Below are 23,392 nucleotides of genomic sequence, written 5' to 3' on the forward strand. Positions count from 1 at the left end.
AACTATATTATTCAGAACTCTTCGATACTAAAGCTCTTAAATATGCAATCTCTTGCCTGTGCCAGGTCACTAAATAGCCCTGCATTTATCATCTGAATCACCAGATTGCCGATCGCTGTACCTTCGATGGGGCCGGCATATACAGGAAGTCCCGTAGCCTTAGCTGTCAGCTCGTTGAGGTATCCGTCCTGGCATCCGCCTCCGATAATATTAATGCCGGTTATCTCTTTACCCGTGATCTCGGAGATCTGCTTCACTGTATCTGCATAGCACTGCGACAATCCCTTATATACACACTGCATGATCTCTCCAACAGTCTCCGGAACTGCCTTATCATGATCTGCGCAGTAGTGCTTGATGGCATCTATCATACTTACAGGTGATAAAAAAGACTCATCATTGACATCAAGTACAGTCTCAAAGCCTTCTGCAGCCCTCGCCTCTGCAATGAGATCCGGGAAGCTGTAAGTTATGCCTGTAGCATATTTACTCTTTCTGCCCTCAACATATTCGGTGCCGTTAAGCTCGCGCCTTACGGACTGAATGATCCAAAGCCCCATAATATTCTTAAGGAATCTGTAGGTACCGAAGGCTCCGCCCTCGTTGGTGAGATTCTCTTTTCTTGCAGCCTCTGTGGTAATAGGTTCCCTATTCTCCACTCCCAGAAGACTCCAGGTTCCGCTTGATAAGTATACGCTGGTCTCATCTCTTGCGGGAACAGCAAGGAACGCTGATCCGGTGTCGTGGGTTGCGGGAAGGATAACCTTAGATGTGAAGCCAACTTCTTTCACAATAGCTTCGCACAACTCTCCAACAACGGTCCCGGGCTGAGACAGCTCTCCGAAGAGCCCTGCGGGAAGTCCAAGTCTATCGATCAGTTCCATATCCCATGCCTTGGTCTTAGCATTTACCAGGTTCGTACTGGTGGCATTGGTATACTCCTGCTTCTTAACTCCCGTCAGCCTGAAATTCAGGTAATCCGGCAGCATCAAAAAAGTCTTCGCCGCCTGAAGCGCCTCCGGTATATCCTTCTTAACCGCCATCAGCTGATATATGGTGTTAAAGGGCTGCTTCTGAATTCCGCATTTTGCATACAGTTCTTTTTCGGGAATAATGGAAAAAACTTCGCTATCCATCCCCTTGGTTCGCTCATCTCTGTAAGCGACAGCATCTCCTATGATCTCATCCTTATCATCAAGTAAAACGAAATCCACTGCCCAGGTGTCGATTCCAATGGTCTCGGGAATCATATCCTCATTTTTGCAGGCCTTGAGGCCTTCTACAACGCCGGTCCAGAGGTTCTCCAGATCCCAGCACAGATGCCCATTCTTCATGACCTGCCTGTTCTCGAAGCGGTGCATCTCCTTGAGCTTCATTTTGCCATCTTCCATCCAGCCCAGCATATGCCGACCACTGGATGCCCCAATGTCGATTGCCAAAAAATATCTGTTCATATACGTACCCCGATACAATTCATGTTTATGATGCTATAATATTATGCACGGGCACTGTTTTCTAGAACCATATAAGTGCCAAAATGGAACCTTATTTGACATTAATTCAAGGGATAAAAATGAGAAAAGAAATTCTGGATCATCTGTACAAAATTACCGAAGAGGAAGAAAAGATCGTCAAGGAGAACGCCTCCATTTCCAAGGAGCTCTACACCTCCGAAGATGAGTTCGTGGTGGACTCCGCCAAGCTCCTGGAGCAGGGTAAACTCATTGCGATCCGCCCTCACACCAGGTTCGCCCACTTTCCCGAACACCGCCACAACTACATAGAAATGGTAGTTATGCTGAAAGGGAGCCTTACCACAAGGATCGTCGGCGGCGACACCATTACCTTAAGAAAAGGCGATATCCTCCTTATGAACCGCCACGCAAGACATGAGATCCTGCCCTGCAAAAGGAACGACCTTGCCCTTAACTTCATTATTCTTCCGGAATTCTTTTCCCGGGGAAGCGTCTCCTACGACAAGGAAAACATCCTAAGGGGCTTTATCATCGCCTCCCTCTCAGAGAAAAAAAGATACAGCGACTACCTCCTGTATCACGCTGCAGGAGTAATCGCTGTTGAGAATCTTATGGAAAACCTCATATGGACTCTGATAAATCATCCAAATGACATGAATCAGATCGTACATTCCACCATGGACCTGCTTCTAATGAATCTGGCGGCACTGTCCGCAGACACTCTTAAGGACATGCGCTCCAAGGGTCAGAATATCACCATTACTGCCCTTGAGTACATTGACCACAACTTCGCCTGCGGAACCCTTGAGGAACTTGCAACGCAGACCGGCTACACCACCGCCTACTTAAGCCGCCTTCTAAGGAGTCACACCGGCTGTAACTTCAAGCAGCTCCTTCAGCAAAGAAAGCTCCAGCAAGCCGCCTACTACCTGGAAAACACAACACTGACCACAGAAAATATCATTGAAAAAATCGGATACGAGAACAGCGCATATTTCTACAAGGTTTTTGCCAAAAAATACGGCTGCTCTCCCAGAGAATACAGAAAAAGAACTTAATCGCAGAACCGCCTGAAAATCATTCTGTATATAAGCTTCGAATTTATCCTGAAAAACAGTCCCGCATTGATAAGTGGCGAAACTCTTTTCATATACCCGCCATCCTGCGCGCTTTTTTTGTAAAAGAATTCCTCTTTATACAGATACCCGGTAAGTAGCCGGTCCATATCCTTGATACTGTAGCGGTAATACTTCCTTGACAGCTTCACAGCTCCTGTCATTTCTATAATCTTTGCCACAAAGGACATACAATTAAGCGCCTTGTATATCTTAAAGCCATGAAGAATCGGCATTGTTGCCATTGAATACAGGTTAAAAATATATTCGGAATCCGCTTCGATATCTGCAATATAGCTCTTGATCCGCACAAGTCCCGCATCATCTGTAGGCACCTTGAACACCTTTAATTTAACTCTGTTGTGTTTGCCATATGCATAACATTCAAGGCTCTCATGCATGAAACCACAATCAAAGGGCGCATAGTGCCTGCGTCTCGAGAAGGTTATAAAGTCACTGAAAGGCTCCTCAAGACACACAGCTATATGTGTATATTCATATCCCGTCACGGCTCTGGCAATGCTTCCAAGCCCTGTGTGGGCCTTCACCAGAACAACGTAGACATAATTCTCATTACTCTTCATCTCTTTTTACTCAACCTTATAAATAGCTGAATCTGAAGCCTTATCATCTCATAGTACATGGGAACTGCCCCGATCAGAATAATGATATCTCCTACGGTAAATCCATGTCCCGGTACAGTAACCACAGGATCTGTTCCCACAATCATAGTAATTATGCACACCGCCGCAAAAAACAGATGCGTCTCAATGGGCCCAAGTCTCGGAAACAGAAACTCATTAAGATACCTTATATAATTCATGGCAGTAAACATCATGAGTGCATACACAGGCACCATGAATATCATCACTTCAAAGCTCGCAACTTTCGCAAAAGCCAGCCCTATCAGCAGATATGTGATATGAAGTATATCCGTCAGAAGGTCAAAAAAGGCTCCAGCCTCCGATGCCATATTTCGCTTCCTTGCAATATATCCGTCCAGGTCGTCGCAGATAATATGCCAGATAAGTCCCACAACGGTTCCTATAAGAAACATCAGGTTCACACGGGCAAGGAACGCACAAACTATTCCGAACAGCCCTCCAATTGCCCCCAGAAGCGTCATCTGATTGGGAGTCATAGTTTCAGGGATCAACCTTCCGAAAACCCTGTAAATAATCGGGTAAGAAGCGTTCTCAAGCTTACTTGGCACAATCTTTTTGACTGCTTTCTTACTATCCGCAGAATTACTCATCGTCGTTCTTCCTTTTCTTAAACATATTTGCAATAAAAGATCTGATGTAATCGCCGTAGTCTATGAAGTCATATACTCCCTCTCTCTTGGCTCGAAGAAAGAGGCTTATCAGCAGAATATAATAATAGAAATAATATCTTTTTACCGACAAATGCGTAGGTCTTGCCACCAGATGCAGATAATCAAAATGGGACGGATTGTCGGTTATCATCCTATCCTTGTATCTGGCAAAATTCTCAAGCCCCATCTCCGGAGTATATATGGAAATAGCCACATGCTTTAGTTTTTTCCTTACTATCCATTTGAAGAGCCGCATGAAATCCCGCTTGGTGTAGTCCAGATCAACTATAAAGAGTCCCATGAGATTAATTCCAAGCCTGTTGCAGATTCCGACACTTTTAATGTTATTAAATGCAGAGGAATGCTTCTCATAGCTGTTTAGATGATTGTCGTCAAAGGATTCCAGCCCCACCAGCACGTAGTACAGACCTACCTCTTTAAACTCCTTCATCAACTGTTCGTGAGTCGCGATAAAATCGGCTCTGCCGTAGCAGATATAGTTTTTGCGGATATTCCTGCGTTTCAGAAGCTCGATGAATCTTTTAACTCTCTTCTCGTCAACGAGGAAGTCATCATCCACGATGTAGATATTGCCTGACTTAATCTGCGCAATCTCATCAACAACTCTCTCTATGTCACGCTGTACGTAAACACCTGCATTCATTCTGTTGCGGACGCAGAATTCACAGCGATAGGGACAGGAATAGGCGGTTCTGACCCAAGCAGCGTGCTCCAGCTCCAGGTATCTGTAATTATTCGGATGCTCATAAAAGTACGTCCTGTCCGGCAACGGCAGATCGTTGATATCAAAGGCCGTTGATGGATTGCTCCTCCACTTTGAACCATCCCGGTAGCATATCCCGTCCATCTTGGTTCTAAGCAGCTCTTTTCCGAAAAAAGCGATGTCGATTATATCCAGAATCTTGTATACATTGAAGGTTGTAAGGATATAGTCAACATAATCCCTGTACATCCTCTCGTAGCACAGCTGTGCGTGGAGGCCGCCGATTATCGTAAGCGTATCGGCACTGTGGTCTTTGGCATCTCTGCAATACTCCAGCATGAAGTTCTCCTGCCTTGTTCTGCCACATACATAGACCACGTCCGGGTCGTATTTATTAAGGGCCATAGGAACCGTAGCGGTCTCCACCTGTCCGTCATAAATATAGACTTCGTGCCCTTTTTCTTTTAATACGGCACTGATATATTCAAGCTCCAGACATTCGTTTTCAATAACTCCGACAAAATTGTATCTGGTGCGGGATATTTCAGGATGGATAAGTAAAAACTTAAGACTCCTTCTTTCCATTCTTCAACTGTTCCTCCTTGACCAGCTCATTGAAGGCCACCTTGCCCACCAGTGTTTTGGGCAGTTCCTCCCTGAATTCATATTCATAGGGCAGGGAATATACGGCCAGATTCTTTTCGCAGTGCGCTTTGATGGCTGCAAGAATCTCATCACTTGGCCTTACACCGTTTTTAAGTACAATGAAGGCCTTAGCCACCTGAATCTTGTAGGGATGGTCGATCCCTATAACGCAGGACATAAGTACATCAGGATAGGAATCGATCACGTTCTCAATATACTGAGGATATATACTGTAGCCGGAGCTTACAATTACTCTCTTAAGCCTTTGCTTGAAATATATGAAGCCGTCCTCGTCCATATATCCAAGGTCTCCCGTGTGCAGCCATACAAGGCCGTCCTCGTGAAGTTTAAGTACTTTCCCGGTCTCCTCGGGATCGTTAAGGTAGCCCTTCATAACTGTGGGGCCTGCGAGAATGATCTCACCTTCCTCTCCATAGGGAAGTTCCTGTGTGGAATCAGGTTTACAGATCTTGTAATAGGTATCGGGATAGGGGATTCCTATGCTTCCCTCCCTGTAGTATCCAAGCGGGGTCAGGCAGCTTCCTGTGACACATTCCGTAAGGCCGTATCCTTCTCTGACCTGAGTATCGGCGCCGTGTTCCTTGAGAAAAGCATCTATCTTACTTTTAAGACTAACCGACAGGGAATCTCCGCCTGATATTACGCAGCGAAGAAAAGACAGATCCTTTCCCTCAAGCTTCTTGTTCTTAAGAAGCGCTTCATAGAGCGTCGGAACGCCTGCTATAACATTGGGCCGATAGTTAATAAGGAGCTTATGGAAAGTTCCTGCGCTGAAAGTAGGCAGAAGTATTGCCGTCATTCCTTTATACAGCGCAGTGTGGATACATATTCCAAGTCCAAAGCCGTGAAAAACGGGCATTATGGACAATATCCTGTCTTTCTCCTTAAGACAGGCGCAGGCCTCTATTCCCTGCATTGCAAGCGCATTGAAATTAAGATTGGTAAGTTCTATTCCCTTGGGATATCCGGTGGTTCCTCCGCTGTATAGAATCGCTGCAACGTCGTCTCCGCCTGTCTCTACGGTAGTATTTCCCTGATAACTGCCTGCGAGCCCTAGAAATTCTCTGAAGGAAAGCATGCTGCCGGTAGTATGTGCATCGTCGCTCTCCAGCTTAATCTTCCTTCCCTTGGTAAGCTGATACAGAGGTTTCATATACAAGGGCATAGAATCCGCGGCGGATACCACGATAACCTTTTCCACCGGAGTATCCTGCAATACATGTTTTATCTTGTTATATGCGATATCTATTGTTATTGCAAGGCGGCTCTTTGACACACTGAGGTAATATTTGATCTCCGGTTCCGCAGACAACGGATGTATCATATTCGCCACTGCGCCAATCTTGTTTATAGCATAGAAGCTAATGACCGCCTCCGGGGTATTGGGCATACATATGCTGACCACATCCTTCTCTTTTATCCCAAGAGCCTTAAGCGCCCTTGCACAGCGCTCTATCTGCTGAAGAAACTGCCTGAAGCTGCCTTTTTTGCCATAGTAATTGTAGGCGATACAGTCAGGATGGTTAGATGCACTGTCTTCTATAAACTTGTATACGGAGCAGTCCGGATAGTCCAAATGAGGCCTTACTCCGTCATAAAATCCATACCATGGAGTTTTAACTTTATTTTGCATTTAATAATAGTTCCTTTACTGTTGAAAAAAGAAGATCATTGGCCTCGGGGACCTCAAGTTTCGATACGTCTATCGGCTCACCAAAGGTAATCTTAAGGTTTTTACTTCTAAATCTGTAATCTCCTGTTATAGAATAAGGAATGATCCTGCACCCGGCTCTCTTAGCCATGACCACGGCTCCGGGCTTAAAGGGTAAAAGAATCTCCTCTGTGTAATTTCTCTTTGCTTCCGGAGATAAATTAATAAGACAGCCCGCCTTTAAATGCTCTACTGCGCTGGCAAGAGCCTCCTTATTACGGGCTGCGTGAAGATCAACCGGTATTGCTCCGATAGCTCTGAAAAACCATCCGAAGGGACCGTCATGAAGCTCTTTTTTGGCAAGGGTGTATACCACTCTCTTAGTGGAACTGTCGACAAGTATCGGATCCATCGCATGCTTGTGATTACCTGCGATAACACATGCTCCTTTACGTGGAATCACCTCACTGTTAACGATTGTAGGATTATAATATGCCAGAAATAATCCCGCCAGAGCAGGCCTTAAGATTCTGTATAATTTCGCGTTGTTTTTCATCTTTTTTGGAAAACCACCTTTATTAAATATCGAGGTAATTTGCATTACATCTATACGAATTATACCCGAAATAGCCCCGCATTAGTACCAGCGAACTCTAAAACAGAAAAATCCCCCGGAACAATTTGTCCGGGGTTTGATACTAATCTTATTTATCAAAATGTAGCTTCTCTTCCTTGAAGGATTCTATGTGTCCCATGTCGTCAAAGAGCTCAAGTCTTGGAATTACCATATCTCCCTGACCTCCATCGAATCGCAGGATTGAGACGGAACAGACTCCGTAAGGCATGGTAGTAAGTACAAAGGGCAGCGGAAGGCTCAAAATGTGTGAGAACAGGATTGCTCCGGAGCCGCCGTGAGCAAAGATGGCTATGGTATCATCATTTTCCTTAGTACATTCATATAGGCCGTTTTTCCTTGCAAGACCGTACTCTCCAAGGAGTTCATCCAGGCCATTAGACACTTTGTCATAATAATCCATACAGATATTATTCTTGAAAAAGGGGTGTTCCGGCCAATTGGGAGAGCCCACATATTCGCCTGTATCTGTCAGTACTTTGTAGGCAAGAGTCCAGGGATGACCGTCATAGGGTAGCTTATCAGTTGCAGCTGCAACTCCGCCCTTGTCTCCCCAGTCAATCTCATGCATGAAATCCAGAATCTGCACCTCGATTTTATGCTGCCCCGCCGTGTAAGATGCCGTCTCTTTGGCCCTTCCCATTGGAGAAGAATAGATTGCCTTAATATTTTCATCCCTGAGCCTTGCGGCAGTGCTTATTGCCTGCTTTATGCCGTTGTCCGTCAAGCAGTCCTTTTCATAATTCGGCTCTCCATGTCTTATAAAAATCAGTCTCATATATCTACCCCTTCCTGGTCCTTAATCGCTGATAATTCTCTTTATCCATCCTGAATTCGCAGAACTGACAATTGTACCCTACCTCATGTTGGCTCATCGATAATCAGCATGTTACGCACATTTCTTCATATCGATAACAAAACAGTTCCTACCGCCGGAGCGCTTGTACTTAAGGGTTCCATGGTGGCGCTCCACGATCTTGCGTGATATGGCGAGGCCAAGACCGGTTCCGCCGTCAGTTTTTCGGGTTTTGTCGCCTCTGGCGAAGGATTCGAACATTCTGGCGGCGAATTCTTCGTCTATGGCTTCGCCGTCATCATACACTTCAATTGTTATCTTGCCGGAATCGTCAAGTATTCTGACACCTACGTTGCTGCCGGTCTCATTGTATTTATTGGCATTGGCCAGGAGGTTACTTACCGCTCTCCTGAAGAGCTGTGTATCAAGATTGGCAAAAACAGCTTCGTCCGGAATATCTATGTCAAATTCTTTGCCGGTGGCGGCGATCTCTTCGTAGAATTCCACACAGTTCCTTCGAACCAGCTCACAAATATCAGTCTTTTCCAGGTTGAGCTTGTAGGCATCGCTATCTATCTTAAGACTGGTGTTAAGGTCAGCGATAAGGGTGCTGATCCTCTCGACCTTCATCTCAATTACCTTGTAATAATCATCCTTTTTGTCCTCAGTGACAAGTCCTTCCTTAAGGGCATAGACACTGCTCTTTATTGAAGCCACGGGATTCTTGATATCATGGGCTAGCTCCAAGAGCAGCAAATTCCTACTCTGCTCGATCTGATGCTTCTGCTCTTCGGTTTCCTTGAGCTTCACGGCCATTTCATTGAATCGGTCTCTGATGTCCTCGAATTCCCTGTCGGTTTTGTAGTCGATGACCACGTCTCTCTTGCCTTCGCTAACTTCATTCATTCCCTTCATCAGAAGCTTAAGAGGCATATCGATATGTCTTTTGAGGTAGAAACTGATACCTGCGATCTCAAGTCCGAACATGGTCGCAATGATCACAAGGAACCAGATATATCTGCCTCCGTTGTCATTGGTGATCATATATGAAATCTTATAATTCACCATATCTAAGGGATAAAAGACAAGAAAAATGCGCTTTGGATCCCCGGCATATCTTACGAGAGCCGAATAGCCTATATCATCGTATACATCGAACTCCCTGAGAACAATTCCCGTTTTTTCGTAGGATGCGTAGCCCATGTCCAGATATTTGGCCATATCAGTGAGGTCATAGCTGTACTTGTCTGTCAGCTTGTCTCCCACAACATTAATGACATTGCCGCTATCGTCAAGTTCCTCGATCCAGCCTCCGACGCGGCTGAGAACCTCAGTATCTGCAATGGTTCCATCGTTATGAACAAAGGACTGGGGCGAAGCATTGCTCATACTTCCGTTTCCGAAATATATCAGAAGCGCCACTGCCAGAACCAGATACACCAGGATCGTAATTATCAGAAACAATATGTAACTCTTAACAAGCCTTGAAAAAATGCTCTTTCTTTTTTCCCGTTTACTCTTCATAGTCAGCTTCATTCTTTCTCAAATTTGTAGCCAAGGCCCTTAACTGCCTTGATCATCACGCTGTCAGCATCTGCTTTCCTTAGTTTGTTGCGAAGGTTACTGATGTGAACCATGACTGTGCTGTCGTCTGCGGCGCAGCCATCGTTCCAGACGTATTCTGTTATCTGCTGTTTGGTAAAAATATGCCCGGGATGAGGCATCAGAAGTTCAAGAATCTTGTACTCTGTGCCTGTAAGGGCGATGCTCTGTCCGTTTCTGGTAACGGATCTGGCGTCAGTGTTAAGTTCTATGCCAAAGGCGCTATAGGTCCTTGCGACACGTTCATGATAATCGTAGTTGCGCCTAAGCTGAGCCTTGATCCTGGCTACAACCTCCATTGGATTGAAGGGCTTGGAGACATAGTCGTCAGCCCCCAGCTCAAGCCCCAGGATCTTGTCGTAATCCTCGTTCCTGGCCGTTAGCATAATAACAGGAACATGGCTAATCTCACGAATCTTCTTAAGAACGGCGAAACCGTCAAGCCCCGGCATCATTACATCAAGAAGGAGCATGTGGGGCTTAAGCGCCTTAAACTGCTCCAAGGCCGATAATCCGTTATCGACCTTGATAAATCTTATTCCTTCTTTGTTCAAAAAAAGCTCCAGGGAATCCAGGAGCTCTATCTCATCATCTGCCCCAAGTACCGTATATTCCATACCTCTCACCCTTTCCGGCACAGGAGCGCAGATTTTAGCGGATGTAATCCTCTATCACTTCAATAAGCGGTCTGTCAAAGCTGTAGGAGTCCTTCCAGTTCTCATCCAACTTGTCCAAAAGCATGCATTCCAGCATTCCGAGTCGATAGTACTTGGCATTGCCATCCACATATTTAGATGCGGTGTCCAGGTAATTCTTGATATATGTCTCTTCACCCATCTCTGATCTTACTGCCTGTGCTTCTACGTAGTATGCAGTGCCCTCCAGCATGGTATAAAAATCCTCTGAATAGGCTGCTGCATCTGCAAGGAGTCCCCGTCTCTCCTTGGCTGTTTTGGTATATTCTATCGCAATTTCCACTGCATCGCCACTGTTTTCTTCAGTAATTATGCGGCTTAATATCTTAAGCTCATGCTCAAACAGCTCTTTTGCGGCGCTATCGGAATCAATGATTGAAGAGAGCTCTGTCTCCGAATAAATATCACCCGTTACGTTTTCATACAGGTTAAAATGAGTGTTCTGATAGGCATGGAAGCCTTCATGCCAGACAACCACTGACAGCGGCTCGTCGTTCAGAGCTTCAAGCGTAGCCCAGGTATCGTACTGCGGTACAACGATCTGGAACTCATCCCCGTCCTGATACACGCTGCCCACAAGACCTTCGAAAACGGCCTTTCTCTCGATATAATCGCATTTTCCGTCGTTATAGCTTACAAGGATGTCCTTTTCCCCATCTGAAAATGCCACTTTGTAGTCAAGGGGACAGAACCCCGCAAAGCCCATATCACCAAGCTCTTGATAATCATCAGCAACCTTGTAGAGCACTTCCCTGTTATTTTCCTTAAGCCCCTTCTCCATGGTGGCAAAGCCTGAGATAACAAGTGCAGCTCCCGCAAGAATGTATAACACTAATCCCGCTTTTTTCATAACCTTATGCTTCCTCTCTTCTCAATGTGATTACCATAAGTCCTGCAATCCAGATCACTATAAGTCCCATTATTATCACGTGTGCGTTCACAGGCCTCTCCTGAACCAGGTTCCCCGCCTGAGTGCTGATGCCTGCCAGGTTGGGAATAAGGAGAACCGCTCTTTTGATCACTGCTCCGCCAAATCCCGTAAGCGCTGCAGTCATAAGGTTAAGTGCGCTTCTGAGCGCTCCGCAGACAAGGATGATTACCATAATGGTTCCGGTAAAGAGTGTCGGGATCTTAATTGAAAGTGCTGAAGTCAGCATACAGATACATGCCGCATAGAGCATCATGAAAAGTGAAGCAACTGCTATTCTTCCCAGCATTTCGGAATAGCCGTTAACCACTGCGAATACTCCGAGTGTCAGGTACAAAATAACTCCGGAGGTCCAGGAAACAAGCACATTCCCTGCTGCCAGGCTCATGTGATATCTGCTCTGGCTTATGCCCCTTGACCATATCAGATGGCTTGTGCGCCTTTCGTATTCCTGTGGAATTGTAGAACAGGATATTGCCAGTGCTATCGCACCGTTTAAGAAGTTAAGAACATTGATAAGAATGGGAACCAGAACGTAATAATCGTTCATGCTTTTTCCGCCCACGGTAAGTGTTCCCGTTCCTGTAGAAAAGATTGCCACAACAAGGATCCCCAGTATTGTTGTGATATATAGCATCTTCCTGCGAATTTTTTCCCTTACTACATTAAGTACGATTTCCATGATCATTCCTCCCCAACCAGTCTGATAAATTTGTCCTCAAGACTCTCGTCGCTTTCGTCCTTAGTCCAGGTATCAAGCACTTCTCCTTTTCGCATGATCACGCCTCTGTCACAGACAGCTTCTATGTCATGAAGGATGTGAGAGTTGATTATAACTGTTTTGCCCTGTTCTTTAAGCTTCTTAAGCAGTTCAAGATTATGTTTCCTGCCAAGAGCGTCAAGACCCGCGGTGGGCTCGTCAAGGATAAGAATGTCCGGATCAGAGATAAGTGCCTGGGCAAGTGCCAGCCTCTGGATCATACCCTTGGAGTAGTTCTTGACTTTGACCTTGCTGTCCTCAAGCCCGGTCACTTCCAAAAGACTCCTTAAGTATGCCTTGTCTTTTTTGGCCTTGTCCCCTTCTATTCCGGCGTAGTAGTTCATCACCTCCATAGCTGTGAGATATTCGGGAAAATAAGGTGTTTCCGGCGAATATCCTATTTTGGCACCGTCCTCTATCTCTATATCTCCTGAGCTTGCCTTGGCAAGTCCCAGGATCATTTTAATTGTAGTTGTTTTGCCTGCTCCGTTGGCCCCAAGCAGTGCAAATACTTCCCCTTTTTTGATGTTAAGCGACAAATCTTTTACAACTGCCGTTTCCTTATATTTTTTCTGTACGTTTTTCAAAACCAGGATGTCATTCATTTGTATCGCTCCTCCTTACAGGGGATATATTAGCAATACAAATAAAAGCCTCCTTAAAGGAGGCCTTAAGATTTCCTAAAGATATGATTATTTGTTAAAACTGTCCACCATTTCCTGCAGTTCAACATATCTGTCCATTTTGCGCTCAATTTCGGCGTCAACTTCTTCTTTTTCCTTGCTGAGCTTCATAAGCTTGGGAAAATCAGTGGCTGCTGCCGCTATTTCGCTCTCCAGCTCAGCGCTTCTTTCCTCCAGCTGTTCTATCTCAGACTCTATGCTGTCATATTCCTTTTGTTCTTTATAAGAAAGCTTGGTCTTTTCTCTGGGTGCCTGATATTTGCCCTTGGGGGCTTTGTCTTCAGATTTGCCGGCTGTTCCTGCATTCTTACTGCCTGAACTTGACGTTTCGGCTTCGGCGCTTTCTTTTTTATGCACAAGATAGTCCGAATAGCCACCTTCGCTCTGATAGAGACTTCCGTCTTCGAAAGCAAATACTCTGGTCACAACTCTGTCCAGGAAATATCTGTCATGGCTGACGGTTATGATGATACCCGCAAAGCCATCCAGATAGTCCTCCAGCACTCTTAATGTCTGAATATCCAGATCATTGGTGGGCTCGTCCAGGATGATGACATTGGGCTGTTCCATCAGGACTCTCAGCAGGTACAGTCTTCTCTTCTCTCCTCCGGAGAGCTTGGAAATGGGTGCATACTGCATCTCAGGGGTAAAAAGGAACCTCTCGCACATGACAGAGGCCGAGGTGAGACCTTCCTTGGTTCTGATGAATTCAGCGGTGTCCTTGATGTAATCGATGACTCTTTTGCTCTCATCAAGAGCCTCATTTTCCTGGCCAAAATATCCGATCTTAATGGTCTGACCGATCTCCACAGTGCCCTCATCGGGAGATACTGCGCCGATGATACATTTCAAAAGAGTGGACTTACCACAGCCGTTGGGGCCGATAATGCCGATTCTGTCCAGCTTTCCAAAGGTATAGGAGAAATCCTTGAATAATGCCTTATCCGCGTAGCTCTTGGAGATTCCCTCCAGAATTATGGTCTTATTGCCCATTCTTGTGGGAAGGGAGCTAAGCTCCACCTGTCTCTCCTCCTCGGGCCTTACCCTGTCGCGAAGAGCTTCGAATCTCTGAATATGCGCCTTTTGCTTGGTGGAACGGGCTCTTGCGCCCCTGAGCATCCAGGCCAGATCCTTTCTGTAAAGGGTAGCTGCTTTCCTCTCGGCGGCCTGCTCATAGTCCATTCGCTGCTGCTTAAGTTCCAGAAATCCTGAATAATTGGACTCGTAGCGGTATACGTTTCCCTTATCGATCTCAAGTATCTGATTGGTAACTTCATCCAGGAAATATCTGTCGTGGGTGATCATAAGAAGGGCCCCTCTGAAGTGCTGAAGAAACTCCTCAAGGTACTCTATCATCTCAGAATCAAGATGGTTGGTGGGCTCATCCAGGATAAGCAGATCGGATGGGGTCATGATTGCTGCCACAAGAGCAGCTCTTTTCTTCTGTCCTCCGGAGAGAACTTTGGGATTACATTCGGGATCGTCGATACCAAATTTGGCCAGATTTGCCTTAACTTCCCCCATTTTGTCCCAGTTGTCGTTTCCTGCATAGATTTTACCTGTGATATTCTCCAAAAGGGTTTTATCCATGTCAAACACCGGATTCTGAGGCAAATATGAGATGCGAAGACCGCTGCTCATTACCACCTGCCCGCTGTCAGGCTCTATCACTCCCGCAACTATTGACAGAAGTGTTGACTTACCTGTTCCGTTGGTTCCCACAACGCCTATTTTGTCTGTATCATTTATACCCACCGAAACACTGTCAAGAACGGGCCTTGACATATATGCCTTGGTGACGTTTTCTACATTTAAGATGTTCATTAAAAAGCCTTCCAATCTTCCTTAAACTAAATACGCCATTTTTCTACCTATACTATCTTTAGGTAGAAAAATGACGTTTAACTTCATCAAATATACTTCATAGGCCTCATGGTGTCAAATCAGTAGTTCTTTGCGCCATGATTATCATGATCATCCCTCATGAGATACTCTTTATCATCATCGATCATTGCCAGCATTATGTCGGCAAACTTGGGGTCGAACTGGGAGCCTTTGCCCTTTTCAATCTCGCCCCTTACTATTTCCTGCGCCAGAGCGCCTCTGTAGCTTCGATTGCTGGTCATGGCATCATAGGCATCAGCCACGGCAATGATCCTGGCTTCCTCGGGAATCTCTTCACCTGCAAGCCCCTGCGGATAGCCTCTTCCATCGAATCTTTCATGATGCCACTTTGCACCTGCTGCAAGTTCAGGCATCTCCTTGATATTCCCTAGGATCTTGCCGCCTATAGCAGGGTGCTTTTTGATGCAGGCAAACTCCTCATCTGTCAGTTTCCCCGGCTTGTTAATCACTTCATCGGGAACTCCGATCTTGCCTACATCGTGGAGAAGTCCCATCATGAAGATTTTCTCCTGCCTCTTCTCGTCATAGCCGTATCTTTTGGCTATTTCTCTGGAATACTCCGCCACCCTTCCGGAATGACCATTTGTATATTTATCCTTGGCGTCAATGGCGTCTGCAAGGCACTCTACAACATGAAGGAAAAGATTCTCATTTTCTTTGGTCTTAGCATCTACTAAGCCCTCAAGGTTTCTTTGAAGCCGTATGAGTTCCACAGCATGCTGCACTCTGATAACCAGGACACTTGCAATGAACGGCTTTCTGATGAAATCCATGGCTCCGAGAGAAAGCCCTTTAGTCTCCACTTCTTCATCTTCATTGGCAGTCAGAAAGATTACCGGCGTATCTCTCCAGCCGTTCTCACATTTTTTAAGCTCCTTAATGACTTCAAAGCCATCCATCTCCGGCATGCTGATATCCATCAGAATGATATCCGGCGCAGAATTATCCTTGATATGTTCCAGGAGAGCTTTGCCCGACTTAAGCACAATCACCTTGAATCCGACGTCCGTCAGGATATTCCAGGCTCTTTTAAGAATTATAGGGTCATCATCAATAACTATTACTTCCGGAATCATATTTACCTCCAAAAGAAAATTCCCCCAATTAAATAATATCTCAAAGACGTTTATACATCAACTTAATAGTGATATACTCAAAATGTACAAATAGCATAAACAACAAGGAGGAACCCTTTCTGTGAATATAAATATCCCAGGTCTTGACATAGAAAAAGCCATCGACAATTCCGGTTCCATAGAGCTTTTTACAGAGCTTCTCGGTGACGTCCACAGGATCATTGATGAAAAAAGTGATCTTGTGGAAACCTATTTAAAAAACGAAGATCTGAAAAACTATACCATCCAGGTCCATGCCCTTAAGACCACCTGCCGCATGATAGGCGCCATGGAGCTTGGAGAGGATTTCTTTACCCTGGAAAAACTTGGAAAAGAAAACGACCTGGAACAGGCTTCTAAGCTTACTCCCGATGTTCTTGCAGCTTTCAGGGCGTTAAAACCTCATCTTGAGCCCTTTTCTCCCCACAAAGGCGATCCCCATAAGGCCTTTGACAAGGACGTTTTTTCAGCTGAATTAAACAGTCTTCTCGAGGCAATAGATGATTTTAATCTTGCCGCCGCGGAAGATGCCACAAAACAGCTGTTTTCCTATGGCTGCAATGAAGCCTTACAAGGAAAGCTCAAGGATCTTGATAAACTCATTTCCAATCTTGATTACGATGAGGCCAAAGAGCTGATCAATCAGATTCTTGCCGATCTCTGAGTATGTTCACTTGCCGGATATTGATCCATAGCCTGCAACTGCTTCATCCACGCTCATTTCGCCGTTTATGACGGCATAGGCTGCTGCCCTGAACTCTTTGACCGCAGTATCAAGTATTTCCGTATCTCTGAAGTTGACGGTTCTATCAGCAGGGAAGCCGGAAAGTGAAGCATACACTTCATCCAGCGAATAGTCCTTGGTAGGGGTTATGAGCCTCTTTTCCTGCGCCATAAGTCCCAGTTCCTTCTCACTGGTAAGGAACCTTATGAATTCATTGGTCATATCAAGGTTTGTGCTGTTCTTGTTAACGCTAAACAGAATTGACATAGAATCCATGTAATACCCGCCTTCGTCACCCGACGGAGCTATGTAGAAATCGTACTTGAAGGGATTAGCGGAAAAAGCTTCAGACTTACTCTCACGCTTTTTGGTCCCGGAAACAACGTCTCCGGAACAGAGCATCATAGGTACATCACCCTCAAAAAATCGCATGATAACTGCATTGTAATCATCTTCTATTTCTGCTGTGCACTTGTCTATATCTATGCAGCCGGAGTCCACAAGATCTTTTAGCCTTGTTAGAGGCGCTCTCATGGCTTCACCGGCGGAAGGTACAAGGTTATTGAGATCGGCTTCTATGCTTCTGTCGTCCTTGACCGTTTTAGCAAACATCGGATAGGCAAAGGTATAGCCTATTCCGGGCGTAGTTGAGGTATTGCTGCCCATAATGGGAGACTCGTAGCCAGCTGCCTTAAGCTTCTCACAGGTCTCTTTTAGCTCGCCGTAGGTCTTAGGTACTTTCAGCCCTTCTTTTTCAAAGATATCCATATTTACAAGCATTCCGTATGAGGTAGCAAAAACAGGCAAAGTCAGTACCTCACCGTTATTCATCTCCCATCTTACGCCCTGCCTGATGCAATCAAGATTGATATTAAGCTTGGAATCAGCCAGATTCTCTGCTGCACTAAACAATGGATCCAGCTTCTCGTTTCCGTACATCCAGGGCTGAACAACGTAGATATCAGGGGCCTCCTGGCCTGCCAGGGCATTAACTATAGTATTGCTATAGTCATCCAGGTAATTATATTCGATCTCACCATTGGGATAATGCTCATAGAATCTCTCTATAGCACTTTCCAGGGACTCAAAATTTGAATATGTCCCCACCACTGATAGCTTGTACTCAGTATCTGATGAATATTTCGGGGAAAACTCCTTGCTTGTTCCCTGAATGCCGCCACAACCTGCCACGCCAAATACCATTGTTGCCGCAAGGGCTGTGGAAATGATTGTCTTAATTCGTCTATTCATGCTCTCTCCTTTCACCGCCTTCGTCAAAATACTTATCCACCTGTGAAATGATTTCTTCCGTGCTCAGTTCCTTGAAGCACAATTGCAACAGCTTGTCCTTATCAAACTCCGCTTGCCCTTGTATACTGCTATCCATAAGTACAAGCTCAGGTTCATGCTTTTTGAGATACGCCAAGGCCTGCTCTCCCGATTTGGCCACAGCTGCATTTATATGAGCAGGCATCCATTCCCGAACTCCGCGCAAAAACTCGACATCTTCATTCACCACAAGAATGTTATGTACGACTGCCGGTTCTTTCTTTTCTTCCCCGTTTTCCCCTGCCTTCTCCACAAGATCCGCAGGCAGATACGTAAGAAGCATGCTTTCAAGTCTGCCGGTATCAATAGGTTTGGTCAGATAATCGTCAAATCCTGCATTTATGTACATTTCACGCATTCCGGACACTGCATTGGCTGTAAGACAGATAACAGGCGTCTTCTGATTGGGCGTATCCGTGCAGGCTTTCATTTCCTTGATGGTCTCAATACCATCCTTGTCCGGCATCATATGATCAAGGAAGATCACGTCATAGCAATTTCGCCTGAAAAGAGCAATGGCTGCATCTCCGCTGTCTGCAGTATCTATCTGCATCTTTGTCTTGTTCAAAAGACTTACGAAGACCTTGAGGTTAACTTCAGTGTCGTCCACCACCAATACTCTTGCCTTAGGTGCCAAAAACTGCACGCTGTACTTCTTTCTTTCACGAAGAAAGTTCTTGTAGGCGGTTTCGAAATCGCCCAACGGCTCCCATTTAACTACCTTTTGTTTCAGGTCAAAAGAGAATTCCGAGCCCTTTCCATACTCACTGTCCACATGTATCTTACTTCCCATCATATTGAGAAAGCTCTGGGCAATTGCCATACCAAGTCCGGTTCCTTCAATATTTCTATTTCTCTTTTCCTCTATTCTCTCAAAAGCGACAAACAGCTTATCAAGTTCCTCTTTTTTAATACCGATTCCGGTGTCCTTAACACTTACATGGAGCATTATATGATCCGGTTCATCCTCGCATTTTTTCCCGGATATTGAAAAGATAACGCTGCCTTCCTTGGTGTATTTGACGGCATTGGAGAGAATGTTGATGATTACCTGCTTAATCCTGATTTCATCGCCATGAAGGATCCTTGGTATCTCTCTGTCCACCTCAAGCTTGAAAACAAGCCCCTTTTCATCTGCCTTTCGCTGAACCATGTTAACAAGGTCATTTAAAAGAGATACAAAGTTGTAGTCTACATCTATAATCTCCATCTTGCCGGCTTCAATCTTTGAGAAATCAAGGATATCGTTAATGATCCCAAGGAGGGTGTTTCCGGCGGCCCTGATGTTTTCTGAATACATCAGGATTTCCTCGTCATGACTGTCCCTTAGGATCATCTCGTTCATACCGATTATGGCATTCATGGGAGTTCTGATGTCATGGGACATTGTGGACAGGAACAGGGATTTTGCCTCATTTGCCTCATTTGCCTGATTCGCAGCAGCTGCAGCTACCGAGAGCTTGCGGTTAAAGCCAAGGAGAATTATCATGTTAAAATGAAGAAGGCCCATAAGTCCCATCGTTACGATTCCCAGCAGGATCCAGTCAATTGACCTGTTCACCGTAAGCTCTTTGGCAGGAATATAAGCTACAAGGAACCAGGAATTCAGGTTGCTGACAGGGGTATAGGCGATCACGCTGTCTTCATTCCTGGAATTGCGCATATGCATTGATCCAACACCGGTTCGGATTGTATCTATGACCTTGTTATATTCCTTGACGGACATTGGGTTGTAGGATTTGAAATATTCAAAGAAATTGCTGTTTTTAAGGGACTTGCCGCGGATCATGTAGTCGCCGTCCCAGTCTATAAGGGATATTTCCACATTTTCATACTCGCCCTTTAGAAAAACCAGTTTCTGCTCAAGCATGCTTACAGGTACCACGCGAAGGAGAAGCCCTGCGCGCATGGCTCCTGTTTCATCATCCAAAACCTTTACATTGTTCAAAACAGCGATGGACTGAATGCCATTTAAGGGATTGGTATAGGCCCTCGTAAGGCTTACCACGCCATTTATGTCACTGATCTCAAGGTTGTCAAAAATCGATATATGGGAGTAATTTACGGAATAATCCGACGGATTTGTAGTATTGGGGGACGTAGAGATACCCTTCATAGATCCGTCATCAATGTAGATAAGATGTCCTGAGATTTCAGGAGATATTTTAGCCTTTCTGATATATGAAATAGCCTCCTCAACAGTCATCGGAGTGCCTGCATCCGCAGACTCATTGATATAATTCGACCAGATATCGCACAGATGCTGCTCATCCTCAAGGTAATTGGCGATGATCTGCTCTGTGGTGGTGGTCATCTTCTCAAAAGACGCAATCGAAGCATGGTTTGATTCTGATGCCCTATCGTTGGCATATTTCACGATAATAAAAAGAATCAAACCTACTATCACGATATTAATAATGATAATATATCTTTTCTTCAATCTGCAGCCTCAACAAAAACCCGGGAACTAAAAATTTACATATCAGTACAGATTAATATTACCATTTTACGTATATTTATATTGTTAAAAAAGTATAAATGAGTCTTCACCCCACTACTGACGCACCATTTTGATTACCGCTGTATCAGCATAAGTAATGGGATCTGAATGCATAAAAAACAGATTGCCTTCGCAAGGAGCATACAGTGTTTCCATCACCGTCCCATCGTAAGGGTCTATGATCTCAGCCAGCGGTGTTCCCTCTAAAATATGCTCTCCGACCATAGCAAGAGGCTCAAATATCCCTGATTTTGCCGTACGGACGCTAATGAGCTCCTTATCACTGATTATTACAGAAGGATGCTCTCCGGACTCCCGGTACTTTACAAGGCCCAATCCTGCGCAAAACCTAAGGACCGACAGAACCGCCTGACCGGCGCTCTTTTTATCGATCCTACTGGTTGTGGACGTATAAAGGCTGTAGGCCTTGGTATTCCATACCTGCCAGTTATAGTTGAGGGTTGCGGTGTCATAGGGTCTGACAGCTCTTTTTACCACATAGGGAAGTCCGAATTTCATTGCAGTATCAACGTCTGAGAAGCCCTCATCCATCATCCTTACATGGGGCATGAATTCTCCCGGCATATAAAAGGAAGTAAACTGGATTCCATGCTCATAATCTTTGATCCGGGAAAAAATACCATCTGCTATTCTCTGAGTGGTCTCCCCCAGTGCATATCCGGGAAACATCCTGTTAATATCGGTATTGTCAATGGTCCAAAAACGCTTCTGGATATTCATGGAATAGGGATTACAGCAAGGAATGATAAGTATCTTAATCCCCGGAGTAATACGCCTTTCCTCCTCCAGCTGCTTGAATTTCTTAACCAGCTGTGAGCAGCAATAGAGCTGCTGGACTTCATTGCCTCTCATGCTTCCCACGATGCATAGGGACTTTTTCCCCTTGCCGAATTCATAACCGGTGATCCTGAAGCTGTCCCTATAGAGACCATTTATCTCATAGATCGTTCTCTTTTTCATACAGATGCTACTTCCTTCTTAAGTAATCTCCCAATCAGGGAGCCTTCATCCACGATAGGATAATCTCTTATGGTAAAAAGAATTCCGTCCACAGGGCTTACAACGTTCTGAAGCACTGCGCCGGACAGCGGATCGATGATACGTCCTATCCGATCTCCTTTTTGCAGCTTTTCCCAATGCTTTACATCAGGAATAAAGAGTCCTCCCGCAGCTGCATTTAAAAAGCAGACATCGTCGGAATCCTCTGAGACAATAGCTTTCCTTGATGCCGCTGTATCCCCGGTCCACATCCCCATGGAATCCATCAGATTAAATATTCCCTCAACCAGCTGGTCCCCATACTCTTTGGTTATCCGCATGCCTACACCCATTTCAGCCACAAGACACGGAGTCCCCGTACTGTTAAGGCTGTAGGCAAAGGTGGATTCAAGCACGGTACTTGCCTCATGGACCCAGATAAAATCAACATTGCAGCGCTCAGCCAAGGGAACCAGTTTTTCTTTGTGGAGCCTGCTTATCCTTATCTGCGGAATCTCCGTAAGGTAGATATTGCTGGCATGAATATCCAGCACCACATCTGAGCCGGAGATGTCCTTCAGGATATTAGCGGCCAGTGATTCCGTCATATTGCCTTCCGCATTTCCCGGAAATATTCTGTTCATATCCAGGTCAAAGGCCGGAATTCCGCGGGTTATGGAGTCAATTCCCAAGGGATTCATAGCCGGGTAAATATCCACTATACCTTTAAGACATTCTTTTTGGGCCTCAATCCGCCTTGACAGCTCGAAGCAGACATACTGCCCCTCCAGCTCGTCCCCATGTATTCCGGTCACTATGCTGATGCGCTTTTTCCTGTCCTTTCTGTCATTAGGAAGAATACGCCTTTTCTTTATTCTCAATACCTCATCAACAGGTAGCGCCACCTGTGCTATTGTCTCTATCATCAGAACAATGCTCCTCTGCTTACAATATTCTGCCCCGGAGTGAGCTCTGACACATTTACATAGACCTCCTGTGTCTGCTGCCCTCCGCCATGCATGATTCCTCTGTTGATCTGACATTCAGAGGCATCTCTTCCGCAGCCGATCCTGATATGTGAGTCACAGACCAAACTGTTATTGGTGGGGTCGTAGCCGTACCATTTTCCGGAGTCCACCACCTCCACCCAGGCATGGGACTCCCCTTCTCCTATGATAAGGCCTGTTACATATCTGGCCGAACACCCCGACAGATTCAGCAACGAGATCATGATATGGGAAAAATCCTGACAGACGCCTTTACCTATGGAAAAAGCCTCTTCCGCCCCGGTTTCAACGCCTGTGGAACCTTTTTCATAAACAAAATCCTCATGGAGCCTTGCCATAATAATCCCGGCCTTCCCCCTGGGGCTCTCTTCATCAAAAGATGGCATGGATACCCTGATATTCTTCAGATATTCCCTCAGTTTCTCTCCTGGAAGAGTCAGTCCATGGCTATGCCTGTATATCATCTCTTCAGTCTGGGACGCGGCAGTTTCATAGGAACCACATCCGCACTCAGCATCCCCTTTAATATGGTACTTAAAATATGAATGCGGAATCTCGTTACTGCCGTAAATATACCTGTTTCCGTGAGAATCCGTAGCCCACTCGGCTCTTGTTTCCGGAATCATATCGATTGTTATGTTTGATATTTTCTGCCTCTCATCGTCCTTAGGAATGCACTTTATCGTATAGCAACACCAGGAAACATCCGTCGAGTAACGGATTTCCATGCAATAATCAAAATGTAGTTTTTTCACAGAATAATCCCCTC

21 protein-coding genes are annotated in these 23,392 nt (G+C 45.3%); 2 read left to right on the forward strand and 19 right to left on the reverse strand.

Features of this window, described 5'->3' with window-relative positions; genetic code table 11:
• Positions 1–11: 11 nt before the first annotated feature.
• Complete coding sequence (gene rhaB, locus NXH67_RS07325) at positions 12–1,454, reverse strand: rhamnulokinase (RefSeq protein WP_272796928.1); 1,443 nt, start codon at positions 1,452–1,454, stop codon at positions 12–14.
• A 119-nt stretch (positions 1,455–1,573) separates the two neighbouring features.
• On the opposite strand from rhaB, the gene NXH67_RS07330 reads away from it, so the two are divergent.
• Complete coding sequence (locus NXH67_RS07330; protein WP_022779075.1) at positions 1,574–2,533, forward strand: AraC family transcriptional regulator; 960 nt, start codon at positions 1,574–1,576, stop codon at positions 2,531–2,533.
• Here NXH67_RS07330 and NXH67_RS07335 read toward each other — a convergent pair.
• From NXH67_RS07335 to NXH67_RS07395, 13 genes are all read right to left on the reverse strand, one after another.
• A complete protein-coding gene (locus NXH67_RS07335) occupies positions 2,530–3,174 on the reverse strand; it encodes a hypothetical protein (RefSeq protein ID WP_272796929.1) in 645 nt (214 codons plus the stop codon). The two genes, NXH67_RS07330 and NXH67_RS07335, sit on opposite strands and share 4 nt — an antisense overlap.
• Positions 3,171–3,845 carry a CDP-alcohol phosphatidyltransferase family protein gene (locus NXH67_RS07340; protein WP_272796930.1) on the reverse strand — a complete coding sequence of 225 codons (675 nt, stop codon included), beginning with the start codon at positions 3,843–3,845 and terminating at the stop codon, positions 3,171–3,173. The genes NXH67_RS07335 and NXH67_RS07340 overlap by 4 nt, the downstream gene beginning before the upstream one ends.
• Positions 3,838–5,214 (reverse strand): B12-binding domain-containing radical SAM protein, encoded by a 1,377-nt coding sequence (locus NXH67_RS07345; RefSeq protein WP_272796931.1) that lies wholly within the window; start codon positions 5,212–5,214, stop codon positions 3,838–3,840. Before NXH67_RS07345 ends, NXH67_RS07340 begins: the two co-directional genes overlap by 8 nt.
• Positions 5,195–6,928, reverse strand: a complete 1,734-nt coding sequence (locus NXH67_RS07350) for an AMP-binding protein (RefSeq protein WP_272796932.1) — start codon at positions 6,926–6,928, stop codon at positions 5,195–5,197. The genes NXH67_RS07345 and NXH67_RS07350 overlap by 20 nt, the downstream gene beginning before the upstream one ends.
• Positions 6,918–7,502 carry a lysophospholipid acyltransferase family protein gene (locus NXH67_RS07355; protein WP_272796933.1) on the reverse strand — a complete coding sequence of 195 codons (585 nt, stop codon included), beginning with the start codon at positions 7,500–7,502 and terminating at the stop codon, positions 6,918–6,920. The genes NXH67_RS07350 and NXH67_RS07355 overlap by 11 nt, the downstream gene beginning before the upstream one ends.
• Before the next feature lie 148 nt (positions 7,503–7,650).
• Entirely contained in the window at positions 7,651–8,358 is a 708-nt protein-coding gene (locus tag NXH67_RS07360) for a histidine phosphatase family protein (RefSeq protein WP_272796934.1), read from the reverse strand.
• A 111-nt stretch (positions 8,359–8,469) separates the two neighbouring features.
• On the reverse strand, positions 8,470–9,900 hold the full coding sequence (locus tag NXH67_RS07365) for a sensor histidine kinase (RefSeq protein ID WP_272796935.1): 1,431 nt from the start codon (positions 9,898–9,900) through the stop codon (positions 8,470–8,472).
• Between the two features lie 8 nt (positions 9,901–9,908).
• Positions 9,909–10,595: a response regulator transcription factor gene (locus tag NXH67_RS07370; protein WP_272796936.1), complete on the reverse strand. Its 687-nt coding sequence runs from the start codon at positions 10,593–10,595 to the stop codon at positions 9,909–9,911.
• Positions 10,596–10,629: 34 nt separating this feature from the next.
• Positions 10,630–11,523 (reverse strand): hypothetical protein, encoded by an 894-nt coding sequence (locus NXH67_RS07375; RefSeq protein WP_272796937.1) that lies wholly within the window; start codon positions 11,521–11,523, stop codon positions 10,630–10,632.
• Positions 11,524–11,527: 4 nt separating this feature from the next.
• The gene (locus tag NXH67_RS07380) at positions 11,528–12,283 is read right to left on the reverse strand and encodes a hypothetical protein (protein WP_272796938.1); all 756 of its coding nucleotides are present in this window, start codon (positions 12,281–12,283) and stop codon (positions 11,528–11,530) included.
• Between the two features lie 2 nt (positions 12,284–12,285).
• Positions 12,286–12,966, reverse strand: a complete 681-nt coding sequence (locus tag NXH67_RS07385; RefSeq protein ID WP_272796939.1) for an ABC transporter ATP-binding protein — start codon at positions 12,964–12,966, stop codon at positions 12,286–12,288.
• 87 nt (positions 12,967–13,053) lie between these two features.
• A complete protein-coding gene (locus tag NXH67_RS07390; protein ID WP_272796940.1) occupies positions 13,054–14,868 on the reverse strand; it encodes an ABC-F family ATP-binding cassette domain-containing protein in 1,815 nt (604 codons plus the stop codon).
• Between the two features lie 119 nt (positions 14,869–14,987).
• Positions 14,988–16,025: an HD domain-containing phosphohydrolase gene (locus NXH67_RS07395; RefSeq protein WP_272796941.1), complete on the reverse strand. Its 1,038-nt coding sequence runs from the start codon at positions 16,023–16,025 to the stop codon at positions 14,988–14,990.
• Positions 16,026–16,146: 121 nt separating this feature from the next.
• On the opposite strand from NXH67_RS07395, the gene NXH67_RS07400 reads away from it, so the two are divergent.
• Entirely contained in the window at positions 16,147–16,728 is a 582-nt protein-coding gene (locus NXH67_RS07400; protein WP_272796942.1) for a hypothetical protein, read from the forward strand.
• A gap of 6 nt (positions 16,729–16,734) precedes the next feature.
• On the opposite strand, the gene NXH67_RS07405 is transcribed toward NXH67_RS07400, so the two are convergent.
• From NXH67_RS07405 to NXH67_RS07425, 5 genes are all read right to left on the reverse strand, one after another.
• Positions 16,735–18,039, reverse strand: coding sequence for an ABC transporter substrate-binding protein (locus NXH67_RS07405; protein WP_272796943.1), 1,305 nt, complete (start codon positions 18,037–18,039; stop codon positions 16,735–16,737).
• Positions 18,032–20,557, reverse strand: coding sequence for a response regulator (locus NXH67_RS07410; protein ID WP_272796944.1), 2,526 nt, complete (start codon positions 20,555–20,557; stop codon positions 18,032–18,034). The genes NXH67_RS07405 and NXH67_RS07410 overlap by 8 nt, the downstream gene beginning before the upstream one ends.
• A 114-nt stretch (positions 20,558–20,671) precedes the next feature.
• On the reverse strand, positions 20,672–21,598 hold the full coding sequence (locus NXH67_RS07415) for a M14 family metallopeptidase (RefSeq protein ID WP_272796945.1): 927 nt from the start codon (positions 21,596–21,598) through the stop codon (positions 20,672–20,674).
• Complete coding sequence (locus NXH67_RS07420) at positions 21,595–22,542, reverse strand: M14 family metallopeptidase (protein WP_272796946.1); 948 nt, start codon at positions 22,540–22,542, stop codon at positions 21,595–21,597. The genes NXH67_RS07415 and NXH67_RS07420 overlap by 4 nt, the downstream gene beginning before the upstream one ends.
• Positions 22,542–23,378 (reverse strand): transglutaminase-like domain-containing protein, encoded by an 837-nt coding sequence (locus tag NXH67_RS07425; RefSeq protein ID WP_272796947.1) that lies wholly within the window; start codon positions 23,376–23,378, stop codon positions 22,542–22,544. The genes NXH67_RS07420 and NXH67_RS07425 overlap by 1 nt, the downstream gene beginning before the upstream one ends.
• Positions 23,379–23,392: the final 14 nt, after the last annotated feature.

It is taken from the genome of Butyrivibrio sp. DSM 10294 (assembly GCF_028539135.1).
Classification (GTDB): domain Bacteria; phylum Bacillota; class Clostridia; order Lachnospirales; family Lachnospiraceae; genus Butyrivibrio.